Here is a 13,143-nt window from a genome sequence, read left to right as displayed (position 1 = left end):
CAGGGACGACGTAAGTTTGCTGAACGAACCCATCGATGGCTTTCAGGGAGGTTTGGTCCAGAGAGGCCAAACCATTTATCCCGGCGTTTTGCCCCGTCCAGCGGTTGGGGCAGCCGGGGTCCATCAGTCGCGAATCGTGGACAGGTAACCCCTTTGTCATGAATAAACTGCTGATCAGCGTTGTCGTCATCACCAAAAATGAAGAGGACAACATCGAGGACTGCCTCGCCAGCGTCGCCGGGTGGGCCGATGAGCTCATCGTGGTCGATGACGAGAGCGCCGACCGCACCGTCGAACTGGCCCGGAAATTCACCGACCGGATCTTTCATCGCAAGATGGAGAACGAGGGCCGGCACCGCAACTGGGCGTATGCCCAGGCCAAGAACGACTGGGTGCTGAGCCTCGATGCCGATGAGCGGGTGACCCCCGAATTGCAGCGGGAGATCAACGAGGCCATCCCCACCGCCGGTTGCGCGGCGTTCGCGATCCCGTTACGCAATTACATCGGTACGTACTGGGTCCGCTATGCCGGCTGGTATCCGGCCAGCAAGATCCGCCTTTTTCAGAAAAATCTTTTCCGTTACGAAGAAGCCGAGGTCCACCCCTGCGCGATTGTCGACGGGAAAACTGGGAGCTTGACCAAAGACATCATCCATAAGGGATATCCCGATTTCGAGCATTTCCTCGCCAGCCTCAACCGCCAGAGCACCTGGGAGGCCAAGAAATGGATCCGGACGGGACTGAACATGACACGCGGCCGGATCATGCGCCGCAGCGTGGACCGGTTTTTCCGCTCCTATATCGGCAAGCGCGGGATGAAGGACGGGCTGGTCGGTTTTATGGTCGCTCTTTTTGCCGGATTATACCAGGTCGTCAGTTACGCCAAGTATTGGGAAATGAAAAGGCAGGCCACAGGTCAGGACGTGGATCATTCAAAATGAAAGTCGTATTCCTGGACAGAGACGGGGTCATCAACGAATTCCCCGGCAACGGTAATTACGTCACCAAAGTCAAGGACTTCCGTTTCATCCCCGGGGCGCTCAAGGCGCTGCGGCGGCTGACAGATGCGGGGTTCATGATCTTTGTCGTCTCCAACCAGGCCGGGGTGGGCAAGGGCGTGTACAGCCTGAACAAGCTCCGCCGGATCACCGAAAATATGCTGCGGGACGTGCGCAAGGCCGGAGGCCGGATCAAAAAAGTATATTACTGCACCCACCGGTCCGATCAGAACTGCGACTGCCGCAAGCCCAGGATCGGATCGATCCGCAAGGCCATGGGGCTGATGAGCAAGTCTCTCCGTTCCGCCCAAAAGGCGTTCTTCGTCGGCGATACCAAAGTGGATATCCTGGCCGGCCATAACGCCGGGTGCACCACGATCTTTGTCCGCTCGGGCCGCAAAGAGGATCAGCGCAACCTCCGGACCTGGCGCGTCAGGCCGGATTTCATCGCCCGGGACCTGCTGGAAGCCTCAGACATCATTGCCGGCCAGCTCGACCGCAAACCGGCCCGGAAAAAGTCCGCCGCCTAACCAGGCCCGCCGAGACCTCTGCCATGAAGATTCTGGTCATTTACGCCACGGCCGGCGCCGGCCACAAGAAGGCCGCGGAAGCCGTCCACGAAGCCCTCCAGGGCTCGGCGGAATTTCAGCCCTCCCTCGTCGATCTCCTGGACCACACCCGTCCCGGTTACAAGGATTTTTACAGCGGAAGTTACACGTACCTGGTCACGCACGCGCCCTGGGCGTGGAGCCTGATGTTCGGGATGTCCGACCATCCCTGGCTGATGCCCTTCGTCAACGCCGGGAGGGCGGTTGTCAATCATTTCAACGCCGGGCGGCTCGAGAGATTTCTTCAACAGGGACAATTCGACGCCATTGTTTCCACGCATTTTTTTTCCAACGAGGTGGCCTGCCGCCTGAAGCGCCGCGGCCTGGTCCGCTCCCGGATCGTTTCGGTGGTGACGGATTTCGACGTCCACCGGATCTGGCTCGCGAAAGGGATTGACGCCTACGCGGTGGCGAGCGACTGGACCAAGGCCAAGATCATCGGCCTGGGCGTGCCTGAGGACAAGGTCGTGGTGACCGGGATCCCGACGGCTGGAAAATTTTCGGCGCCCAGAGACGTGGGCGCGCTTAAACGCAAATTCGGCCTGATCGAGAACCTCTCAACCGTTCTGCTGGCCACGGGTTCGTTCGGCATCGGCCCCATCGAGGAGATCATCAGGTCCCTGCAGGGGATCCAGGCCCTGGTGGTCTGCGGGCACAACAAGGTTTTGTATGAACGGCTCAAGGCCCAGGAAAAAGGGCTTGTGAAAATTTTCGGTTTGGTTAACAATATGGATGAGCTCATGGCTGTCTCGGACGTGATGGTGACCAAACCGGGAGGATTGTCCATTTCCGAAGCGTTGGTCACGGGCCTTCCCATGATCTTTTTCAATGCCATCCCCGGCCAGGAGACCAACAACATCAGGGTCCTGCGTGAGCACGGTATCGGGCTGGAAGGGCAGTCGGTCCAGGACATCAAACGCTGGATCGAGCAGTTGAGTTCGTCCCCCCAGGAACTGCGCGCCGCCAAGGAGAGGACAAAAGTACTGGCCCGTCCGTCGGCGGCGCGGGACATCGTCGCTCTCCTCACGCGAAGTCCCGCGGGCTGAAGTCCGCGGGGCGGAATCCCATCTGAAGGCAGGAGCGTTCTCTCGGCGGGATAAGACCGCATCGCACATCCGAATCCCGGCTTCCCTGTTGATATGCGAAGGAAGCCGGGACTTCTCTAATCATAGAATTTAAGGCAGTCCCCATGAATGACACATTCGCCCAGGTTGTGGTCGGCCTTCCTGTGGAAGGGCCGTTCGATTATTTAATCCCGGAGTCCTTGCGCGGCGCGGTAAAGCCGGGCCACCGCGTGGCCGTGTCCTTCGGCCCCCGGCAGACCGTCGGATTCGTGGTCGGCACGACGGCCCGGTGTTCGTTCCCACGCGTCAAGCCGCTGGCCGCGGTCCTGGATCCCGTGCCCGCCCTCGACGGCCGCACCCTGCGGCTGACCCGGAGTTTCGCCGATTATTACGGCTGCTCCTGGGGAGAGGCGATCCACGCGGCGGTCCCCGAAGTCCTCCGCCGGAAGAAACCGGTGGACATGACCTTGCCGGTCGCCCAAACCTTCCCGGTTCCCGATCCCGCGCGGACAACGCTTGTGCTGGACCAAAGCCCCGACAAGCGGTGGCCGGCTCTTTTGGAAAAAATCGGCCGGACCCTGGACAAAGGCATGGGTGTCCTGGTCCTTGTGCCGGAAGTCTCTTTGATCGACGGGGTTTGCTCCCGGCTCAAGGACAAGGGATGGGGCGAAATCTGCATCCTGGACAAAGAACTTTCCGCCGGGGAGGAATGGGAGCATTGGCGGGCGGCCAAAGAATCGCGGGCCCGGATCGTGGTCGGCACGCGTTCGGCCGTGTTCGCGCCGGTCACGCCCCTGGGGCTGATCATCGTCACGGACGAGGAGAACGCGGCCTATAAACAGGAGCAGTCGCCGTTTTATCACGTGCGGGATGTCGCCCGGATGCGGTCGAAGATCGAAGGCGCCGACGTGATTTACGCGAGCTCGGCCCCGTCGGCGGAGGCCTGGCATGAGGCCGGCAAGACGCCGGCCGGCCGCGAGATTCTGGAGCAGCCCTGCGGGAATGAAATCGTCATCGTTGACCAGACGTACGACAAGTTCCGGGGCAAGGCCTTTTTGTCGTATCCTCTCCAGGACAGCATCCGGAAAACGCTGGAAGCCAAGGGCCGGACGGTTTTGTTCTTTAACCGGCGTGGATTCAGCACCATGACCCGCTGCGGCCAGTGTGGGTTTGAAGTCAAGTGCGAACGCTGCGACGCGCACCTCACGTACATGTACGCGCTAAAAAATCTGGTGTGTCCGCGCTGCGAAAAGGCCGTGGAGATGCCCAGGATCTGCCCGGGATGCCGCAGCCAGTATTTGCGTTACACCGGGTCCGGGGTCGAGAAGATCGAGAGCGAAGTGGCGCGCCTTTACCCGCAGGCCAAAGTCGCCCGGTATGACCGCGAGACCAAGGCCCTGCCGGAAAGCGCGGACATCATCGTGGCGACCCAGGCCGTGATGAAGTATCTGGACAAGCTCTCTCCGTCGCTGGTTGGGGTCCTGGCCGTTGACACGGAGTTGAGCCGCGTGGACTTCCGGTCGGCCCAGCGGGTTTTTTCCCTTCTGGTCCGTTTGCGGCAGCAGGCCCGTAAACAACTGCTCATCCAGACGTACGACGCGAAGAATTACTGCCTGACGGCCGTCCGCAAGTGGGACTTTGCCGGCTTTTACAGGAAGGAACTGGGATTCCGGAAGGAACTGGGGCTTCCGCCGTACTGGCATATCCTGGCCGTGTCGCTTCGGGGGGGAAGCGAGGCGTCTGTCGGGGGCCAGGCCCAGGCGGTTTATGAAAAGTTGTTTGCGGAAAAACCGAAAGGCATGGAAATTTCAGAGCCGCAGCCGGATCTCACGCCGAAATTGCGCGGCAAGTACCGTTTTACTATAATGGTGAAGGGCAAGTCTGTCCCGGGGCTGTGGGTTCATGTCAAGCCGCTCCTGCGTAAGTTCCGGAAAAAAAGCGGGGTCGTCCTGACGTTGAACGTGGATCCCTAACAAAGGGTTGAACACCGATGAAAATCATTTTTTTCGGCAGCGATGATTTCGCGACAGCGCACATGGAGGCCCTGAAGGCCGGCGGGCACGAGATCCTGGCCTGCGTCACGTCGCCGGACAAGCCGAGGGGGCGGGGGCTTCAGGTGACCCCGTCGCCGGTCAAGGAATTCGCCGTCCGCAACAAGCTTCCCGTTTTTCAGCCGGAGAACATCAAAGACCAGGCCTTTTTACGGGCCATGAAAGAGTTCAACTGCGACCTTTTTGTCGTGATCGCTTACGGCCGCATCCTGCCGGCAGAGCTCCTGCAAGTCCCCTATGTCTGCGCGATCAATGTCCATGGCTCGCTGTTGCCCAAATACCGCGGGGCCGCGCCCATCAACTGGGCGGTCATCAACGGCGAGACGGAAACCGGGGTGACCATTATTAAGATGAACGCGGCTATGGACGGCGGCGACATCTTCGCCCAGGCCCGGATCAGCATCGGCGCCCGGGACACTTCGCAGACATTGAGGGCCGGGATGATCGAGGCCGGGAAGAAACTGCTTGTGGGCACCATCAAAGATATCGAGGACAACAATTACACCCTCACGGTCCAGGACAGCCATGCCGTGACGCTGGCTCCCAAGCTCACCAAAGAGCTCGGCCTGATCCGGTGGGACAAACCCGCTGTTCAGATCCACAATTTGGTCCGCGGCCTTTTACCCTGGCCGGCCGCTTACATGTCCTGGGGAGGGAAGATCGTAAAGGTTTTGGAGTCCCGTCTCCCGGCCGTCTCTGCCGGAGGAAAGCCTCCTGGAGAGGTCATCGCCGTTTCTCCCGAAGGCCTGCTGGTCGCCACCGGCCAGGGAAACCTGCTTGTCACAGCTGTCCAACCCGAATCCGGCAAACCCATGGATGCCCGCAGTTTCGCCGCCGGCCACCGGATCGCGGCCGGTTCCCGCTTTTAATTTGGTTTGCAGGATTCCGGTTTTGTGCTATAATCCTGCAATTCTAAATCACGCATTTGCATAAATCCTTAAATAAATCCTGAACATATCATCATTTTAGGAGGAGGCAAACAATGGCTGCAAAAATCGGTATCAACGGGTTCGGCCGCATCGGGCGCCTGGCGTTTCGCGCGGCGTTGAGCAGCAAAGACGTCGAAGTGGTGGGCATCAACGACCTTTTCGAGCCGGATTACTTGGCTTACATGCTCAAGTATGATTCCACCCAGGGGGCCTTCAAGGGCACGGTTGCCGTTAAGGACGGGAATTTGATTGTCAACGGCAAAACGGTTCGCGTGACGGCTGAAAAAGAGCCGGCCAACCTCAAATGGAGCGCTGTCGGGGCGGATTACGTGATCGAATCCACCGGGCTGTTCACCGAGATCGAGAAGGCCAAAGGCCATTTGACGGCGGGCGCCAGGAAGGTCGTCATTTCCGCTCCGTCCAAGGACGCCCCCATGTTCGTCATGGGCGTCAATCAGAAGACTTATAAGAAAGACATGGATGTCGTTTCCAACGCGTCCTGCACCACGAACTGTCTGGCTCCGGTCACCAAGGTTTTGCATGACCGCTGGGGCATTATCGAAGGCTTGATGACGACCTGCCACGCTGTCACCGCCACCCAGAAAACGGTCGACGGCCCGTCCAAAAAGGACTGGCGCGGCGGCCGCGGGGCCTTCCAGAACATCATCCCGTCCTCGACGGGCGCGGCCAAGGCCGTGGGCAAAGTCATCCCGGACCTGAACGGGAAGATCACCGGCATGTCGTTACGCGTGCCTGTGGCCGACGTTTCCGTCGTGGACCTGACCTGCCGCCTGGCCAAACCGGCCAAGTGGGACGAGATCAAGCAGGCGATGAAAGAGGCTTCAGAAGGCGAATTGAAGGGCATTCTCGGTTACACCGAAGACAACGTGGTCTCTTCGGACTTCATCGGGGATTCCCGGACGTCCATCTTCGACGCCAACGCCGGCATCGCCTTGAACGATAACTTTGTCAAGGTCGTGTCCTGGTATGACAACGAATGGGGTTATTCCTGCAAGTTGATCGACCTGATCGTTTACATGGACACCGTGAAATAAGCACAGGTCATTCTTGAAAATAAAGAAGGGAGCCATGAATTTCATGGCTCCCTTTTTGTTTATGCGCTTATAGAAGGTTTAAGGACTGTTGCCTAGATACCGCAGCATCAAGCGGCTGCCCCGGTCATCCGGGTTGATCTTGAGATTTTCCGATAGCAGGTTTGCTGCTTCGTCCGCCCTTCCGGAGTCTATGTAAATTTGGGCCAGGGTCATCCTGGCTTCGGACAGATAGTAATTCAATTCCAACGATTTTTTGAGAAAAGTCTCTGCTCCCGTCGGGTTGCCGCGCATTTTGTAAATCAGCCCGATGTTGTAATAACTGTCCGCGCCAACCGGGTTGAGTTCCACCGCCTTGTCGAAATAAGCCATGGCCCGGTCATAATTCTGCTGCTCAAATTCGATCACGCCCAGATTCCCGTAAACCTCCCAGTCTCTCGGCGTCCCCAGGAGGGACCGCAGAAAATGTTCGCGCGCTTGCGGATAATTTCTTTCGTTCAGATACGCGTGCGCGAGCCAGAAATGCGGAAGGTCCATCTGCGGGGACAGTTTGAGCATGTATTGGCAATAGGCCTTTTCATTGCCCCAGAGCCGGTTGTATTGGCGCGTGGACAAAAGCAGGATCCCCGCGATGGCGATCACGGCAGCGAGCCAGGGTTTTGGGCCCAGGCGGGCTTGAGCGGTCAGCAGGAAGTTTGACGCGAGGATGAAAAGGCCGATCGTCGGGAAAAAGAGCCAGTGCGGCTGGATGATAAAGCCCAGCGACGGCCGCGAAAACACGGCGAGCGCGACAGGGCACAGGCCTGCCAGAATCCACGCGGCGGCAAAGGCCTTAGGGTCGCGCCGGCGGAACCGGGCCAGCAATCCCGCGAGAACAGCGGCCAGCATGAGCAGGACGGCGATGGGAAAAACGGGATGCGGAGAGAACGGGGCGGCGCGGATGAGCACGATGTCCTTCAGAAGAAAGATGTTCCCCAGGTAGAAGGCGATCTGGTCGGCCAGCATGGTGACGTACCCCATCACCGAGATGCCGAATTTGCCAATATTCCCGAGCACGCTTGTCTCCAGGCTGGCATACTGCATGCGAAAGATCAGATAGGCCAGGAGAAGGACCCCGGACGGAATGAGCCGCAGAAAAATGGACTTGAGAGAGTGCTGTTTTGAGAAATACAGGACAGCGGCCAGGTAAACAGGGAACATGACTGCGGTCTCATGGCACAAGAGGGCGGCCAGGAAACACAGAAGAGACACGGGAATGCCCCACAGCGGCGCCTTCAAATGGGCCAGCATTCCCAGGAGCATGGCGAGGATCATTGCCGAGAATCCGATGGCGGTGATGTAATTCACCAGAAGCCCGTTGACCGGGTGAAGGCAGAAGATAACGGCGGTGAGGAGCGCCAGCCGGACATCGCCGAATAAAATCCGCACAAAATCATAAAGGGCGCAGCAGCAGAGGTAAAAGAGGAGAAGATTGATCGCATGATAATAAAACACATCGCTGCCGAACGCGGACCAGGTGACCGTGTATAACCAATGCGGCAGGGGCCGGAAATAAGCGTATTCCCCGCCGGGGACCCGGGCGTCTTGAAACAGGAAATTCATTTGGAAAAATCCGGGGTCGTGGATGGCCGGGTTGTTGACAAGCAGGCCCTGGTCGTCCATCATGAAGCCGTTGTGCAGGCTGTTGCCGTAGGCGGCGAGGCACAGCCCCAGGAGCAAAAGCGGGGCGGCCATGAGGCGCAGACGGGCGGAGAATGTTTTGCGGGACAAGTCTGTCATGATGAAAAGGAGTGGCGAAAAGACGTCCTTATGCTATTATTTTCTCAAAATACCGGAATAAAGGGAACATTCATTACTTAAATTATACAAAGGCCTACCGTGCGTAAATTGACCCACAAGGAAATCGTGCACCGCCAAAACAGCCTGGCTGCCCAGCCGCGGCTGGCGTTTGACGTGCTCCTGAACAATATCCGGAGCCTTTACAACGTCGGCTCGATTTTTCGCACCGCGGACGGCGCGGGGGTGGGGAAGATCTGGCTGTGCGGGATCACGGGCGCTCCGCCCCAGTCGGACATCGCGAAAACCGCCCTGGGCGCCCAGGACAGGGTCCCATGGGAATACCGGAAGGATGCGGCCGGGGTGATCCGTGAGTTGCGGCAGCGGAACTATCAGATCGTCCTTCTCGAACAGATGGAGGGAAGCGTGCCGTATCAGAGGTTTGACTTCAGGCCGCCGGTCTGCCTGGTTCTGGGCAACGAGGTCGAGGGTGTTGCCGAGGAATTGGCGAAGCCGTGCGATGCCGCGGTTGAGATCGAAATGGCGGGGGTCAAGAATTCGCTCAATGTCGGGGTGGCGTTCGGGGTGGTGGCTTATCACATCCGGAACGCGCTGAGAGCGGGGTAAAGTTTTTTTTCATCAGATGCTTGACAAGTTGATAGTTAACAGGTAAACTATCTGGTGAGGATGAACAGACTATGGATTACTTCAAATCTTTCGGCATCGACATCGCAAAAAGCCAGCCCCACGAGGAAGCTGTGTACAGCATCGCCCTTCTCTATAATCTGCTGAACGCCCGGATCGAAGAGTATCTGGGGCCGTTCGGCCTGTCCGCGGCCAAATTCAACGTCCTGATGACGGTCGAGCATCAGCGGGACGGCCGTGGCATCAGCCAGGTGGACATCAGCAAGCACCTCATCGTTTCTCCCGCCAATATGACAAAGCTCCTGGATAAACTGGAAGACGAGGCTCTGGTCACGCGTTCCGCCCTGGAAGGCGACCGCCGCGTGAAGATCGTCAGGACAACTGCCAAAGGAGAGAAATTGTTGGATCAGGTTTGGCCGGGTTATCTGAAAATTTTGCATGAGCTCGGTTCGAAAATGCAGGCCGGCAAGCAATCCCAAACAGCCAAACTTCTGCGGGAATGGATCGTGCGGCTTGCGGATGAGAGGGCGGGCCATGTTTAAGGCATTTCAATTCGTCGGGGGAGAGGCCCCGGCAACCCCCCGGGCTGAACGCCCGCGGGACTCCGCGGAAGGGAGAACGGCATGAACCAGCGATCGGCCCAGAGGGGCTTCACCGCCCTGCTCGTCACGCAATTCTTCGGCGCGTTCAACGACAACATTTTCAAATTTGTGGTGTCGGTCATCGCCGTGGATTACCTCAGCACCGCCTACCTTTCCGCCAGCAGCGTTGTATTCGTCCTGCCGTTCCTGCTTTTTTCCACCTACGCCGGTTATCTGGCGGACCGGTTCAGCAAGAAAACCATCATCGTTGTTGTCCGGGCCTTTGAGCTGGTCGTCATGACCATGGCCCTGATCGCGTTTTTGCGGCAGGATGTCGGGTTGATGTTCGTGGTCTTGTTCTGTAAAGGGGCGCAGAGCGCGGTCTTCAGCCCGTCGAAATACGGGATCCTGCCCGAGATCCTGGAGCCGCGCCGGCTGTCGGAAGGCAATGGCATGCTCGTGCTCTGGACCTGGGTCGCCATCATCCTGGGCGAAGCCCTGGGCGGCCCTTTGATGAAACTCATCGCCCCGAATTTCCATCTGGCCGCCTACTGTTTTTTGGCCATTGCCGTTCTGGGTCTGGGGGCGAGCCTGTTCATCCCGTCGGTGGAGCCGGTGCGGTCTCAGCGGCCGTGGAAATGGAATTTTCTGGGAGAGATCTGGGCGAACCTGAAGTGGATCCGCAAGGACCGCGCGATTTTTCTGTCGATGATCGGACTGGCGTATTTCAACGTCCTGGCTGGGCTGTTTCACTTGAATATCCTGGTCTATACCCGTCAGCTGATGGGCACCGGTTACTTTGAAACAGGCGCGCTGATGGCCTGCCTGGCGATCGGCATCGGTTTGGGCAGCGTGGCGGCGGGGAAATTGTCCGACCGGAAGATCGAGCTGGGGCTTGTTCCCTTAGGCGCGGCGGGGCTGTCGGTGTTTTGTTTTTCCTTGGGCGGGGCCTACCATTCCTTCCCCGCAGTGGTCGTCTGCCTTTTTCTTCTGGGAACGTTTTGCGGTTTTTACATCGTCCCTCTGAACGCCCTGATCCAGCAGAAAAGCCCGCACCAGCAACGGGGGCAGGTGCTGGGCACGAACAATTTCCTTTGCTTCGTCGGACTTTTGCTGGGTTCCGCGCTGCTGTATCTGTTGAGCAAGGTCCTCGGGCTGAACGCGGCGCAGATCTTTGTGGTGACCGGGGCGATCACGCTCGCCGGCGTTGTTTATATCACGTCCCTATTGCCTTACGCTTTTGTCCGTTTCCTCGTCTGGCTGCTGGCCCATACGGTTTATAAGATCAAGGCGGTCAACCCGCAGCATGTCCCGGACAAGGGAGGGGCGCTCTTGGTCTGCAATCATGTTTCCCTGGTGGATTGGCTGATGCTCATTGTGACCATCCAGCGGCCGATCCGTTTCGTGATGGGGCGGCACGTGTATGAATCCAAACCTTTGCATCCGTTGTACAAGCTCATCCGGGCGATTCCCATATCGCACGATGACAACCCCAAAGAGATCGTCCGTTCGCTCCAGCGGGCGCGGGAAATCATCAAAAACGGGGAATTGGTCTGCATTTTTGCCGAAGGGCAGATCACCCGGACCGGCAATATCCTGAAATTCAACAAAGGGCTGGAGCACATCATCAAAGGGACGGGCTGTCCGATCATTCCCGTCCATCTGGACCGCATCTGGGGAAGTATCTTCAGCTTTGAGGGCGGGAAGTTCATTCACAAAATGCCCAAAATCCTTCCCTATCCGGTCACGGTTTCGTACGGTCCGCCGTTGCCGTCGGATGCCGATGCTTTTGAAGTGCGCAACCGTGTTTTGGAGCTGGGCGCCGAAGCGTTCCGTTACCGGCTGGCGGACAGGATCCCTTTGCCGGTGGCGTTCTGGCGCGAGGCCAGGCGGCATCCGTTCCAGTTTTGCATCGCGGATTCGGCCGGGCAGAGGATGAATTACGCGTTGACCATGATCTCAGCTGTGGCCCTGGCCCGGCGGATCAAAAAAAACCAGGCGGGCGAAGAGAAGATCGGAATTCTTCTGCCGCCGTCGGTGGGTGGCGCGTTGGCGAACCTGGCCGTGGCTATCGCTAAAAAAGTCCCGGTCAACTTGAACTACACCACATCCAAAGACGCTCTGGCGTCCATCGTCGAGCAGTGCCGGATGAAGACGGTCATCACTTCGAAGACGTTCCTGGAGAAAACCGGCCTGTCGTTCTCCTGCAAAACGGTCTTGATCGAGGACATTGTCAAATCGGTTCAACCCGTTGAAAAACTGGCCGCGGCTGTGAAATTTTTCGCGTTCCCGAAATTCCTGTCCCGCCGGTTGATTTTCGGGCCACGCAACGGCTGGACGATCGACAGCCTGGCCACGATCATGTTCACCAGCGGCAGCACCGGCACGCCCAAGGGCGTGCTGTTGACGCACGCCAACATCACCTCCAACCTGGAAGGGCTTTATGAGGTCTTCCACACCAAGGACGACGATGTGATCCTGGGTGTCCTGCCGTTTTTCCATTCGTTCGGGTTCACCGCCACGCTGTGGTTCCCGCTGGTCTGCGGGATCGGCGCCGTGTATCATTTCAACCCGCTGGACGCCAAGACCGTCGGCAAGCTGGCGGAACAGCACAAGGCCACGATCATGATGAGCACGCCGACATTCCTGAACATGTACATCCTCCGCTGTACGCCGGAGCAGTTCAAGTCCCTGCGCGTGGTGGTCGTGGGCGCGGAGAAGCTCAAGGAAAAAATCGCCCAGGCGTTCCAGGAAAAGTTCGGCGTTCTGCCGATGGAGGGTTATGGTTGCACCGAGCTTTCGCCGATCGTGTCCATCAACCTGCCGGACTTTGTGGACCCGGCTGTCAATCTGGTCCAGAAGGCGCACAAGCCGGGGCGGATCGGGCTGCCGCTTCCGGGGATCGCGGTGCGTATCCTCGATCAGGAAACCCTTCAGCCGGTCGGGGTGGAGCAGAAGGGCGTTTTGCATGTCAAAGGCCCCAACGTCATGCAGGGATATTTGAACCGCCCCGAGGACACGTCCAAAGTCATCCGGGACGGCTGGTATTGCACCGGCGACATCGCGACCATGGACGAGGACGGGTTCATCACCATCACCGACCGGTTGAGCCGGTTCAGCAAGATCGGCGGGGAGATGGTCCCCCACATCAAGGTGGAGGAGAGCATCCACGCGGCGCTGAACGCGACAGAACAGGTCGCGGTCGTGACGTCGGTGCCGGACGAGAAAAAGGGTGAGAAGCTCGTGGTCCTTTATAAAGGCGACATTGATGTCGAACAGCTGGCCGGTGCGCTCCAGCAGACCGATCTGCCGAAGCTGTGGGTCCCGGGCAAGGAGATGTTTTTCAAGATCGAGGCCATTCCGTTATTGGGCAGCGGGAAGACCGATCTGTCGTCGGTCAAGAAAAGGGCGGCGGAATTGACACAGGGGAAATAGCGAA

The 13,143-nt window shown here is 58.5% G+C and carries 10 protein-coding genes; 9 read left to right on the top strand and 1 reads right to left on the bottom strand.

Annotated elements, in window-relative coordinates; all coding sequences use genetic code 11:
- The first annotated feature begins 158 nt into the window (after positions 1-158).
- The 6 genes from Q8Q08_05460 to gap all read left to right on the top strand — a co-directional run bounded on the left by Q8Q08_05460 (position 159) and on the right by gap (position 6,705).
- Positions 159-941, top strand: coding sequence for a glycosyltransferase family 2 protein (locus tag Q8Q08_05460; GenBank protein ID MDP2653463.1), 783 nt, complete (start codon positions 159-161; stop codon positions 939-941).
- Positions 938-1,528 (top strand): HAD-IIIA family hydrolase, encoded by a 591-nt coding sequence (locus tag Q8Q08_05455; protein MDP2653462.1) that lies wholly within the window; start codon positions 938-940, stop codon positions 1,526-1,528. The genes Q8Q08_05460 and Q8Q08_05455 overlap by 4 nt, the downstream gene beginning before the upstream one ends.
- 23 nt (positions 1,529-1,551) lie before the next feature.
- Positions 1,552-2,652, top strand: a complete 1,101-nt coding sequence (locus tag Q8Q08_05450) for a glycosyltransferase (GenBank protein MDP2653461.1) — start codon at positions 1,552-1,554, stop codon at positions 2,650-2,652.
- A gap of 143 nt (positions 2,653-2,795) precedes the next feature.
- Complete coding sequence (gene priA, locus Q8Q08_05445) at positions 2,796-4,643, top strand: primosomal protein N' (protein MDP2653460.1); 1,848 nt, start codon at positions 2,796-2,798, stop codon at positions 4,641-4,643.
- 17 nt (positions 4,644-4,660) lie between these two features.
- Entirely contained in the window at positions 4,661-5,590 is a 930-nt protein-coding gene (gene fmt / locus Q8Q08_05440; protein MDP2653459.1) for a methionyl-tRNA formyltransferase, read from the top strand.
- 113 nt (positions 5,591-5,703) lie between these two features.
- Positions 5,704-6,705, top strand: coding sequence for a type I glyceraldehyde-3-phosphate dehydrogenase (gap, locus tag Q8Q08_05435; protein ID MDP2653458.1), 1,002 nt, complete (start codon positions 5,704-5,706; stop codon positions 6,703-6,705).
- Between the two features lie 78 nt (positions 6,706-6,783).
- On the opposite strand, the gene Q8Q08_05430 is transcribed toward gap, so the two are convergent.
- Positions 6,784-8,481, bottom strand: coding sequence for a tetratricopeptide repeat protein (locus tag Q8Q08_05430; GenBank protein MDP2653457.1), 1,698 nt, complete (start codon positions 8,479-8,481; stop codon positions 6,784-6,786).
- 99 nt (positions 8,482-8,580) lie between these two features.
- On the opposite strand from Q8Q08_05430, the gene Q8Q08_05425 reads away from it, so the two are divergent.
- The 3 genes from Q8Q08_05425 (at position 8,581) to Q8Q08_05415 (ending at position 13,139) form a co-directional block, all read left to right on the top strand.
- Positions 8,581-9,105 carry an RNA methyltransferase gene (locus tag Q8Q08_05425; GenBank protein MDP2653456.1) on the top strand — a complete coding sequence of 175 codons (525 nt, stop codon included), beginning with the start codon at positions 8,581-8,583 and terminating at the stop codon, positions 9,103-9,105.
- A gap of 71 nt (positions 9,106-9,176) precedes the next feature.
- Positions 9,177-9,665, top strand: a complete 489-nt coding sequence (locus tag Q8Q08_05420) for a MarR family transcriptional regulator (protein MDP2653455.1) — start codon at positions 9,177-9,179, stop codon at positions 9,663-9,665.
- An 81-nt stretch (positions 9,666-9,746) separates the two neighbouring features.
- A complete protein-coding gene (locus Q8Q08_05415; protein MDP2653454.1) occupies positions 9,747-13,139 on the top strand; it encodes an acyl-[ACP]--phospholipid O-acyltransferase in 3,393 nt (1,130 codons plus the stop codon).
- Positions 13,140-13,143 lie beyond the last annotated feature (4 nt).

This window comes from Candidatus Omnitrophota bacterium (assembly GCA_030688425.1).
Lineage (GTDB): Bacteria > Omnitrophota > Gorgyraeia > Zapsychrales > JANLHA01 > JAUYIB01.
This window is presented reverse-complemented; position numbering and strand designations above follow the sequence as displayed.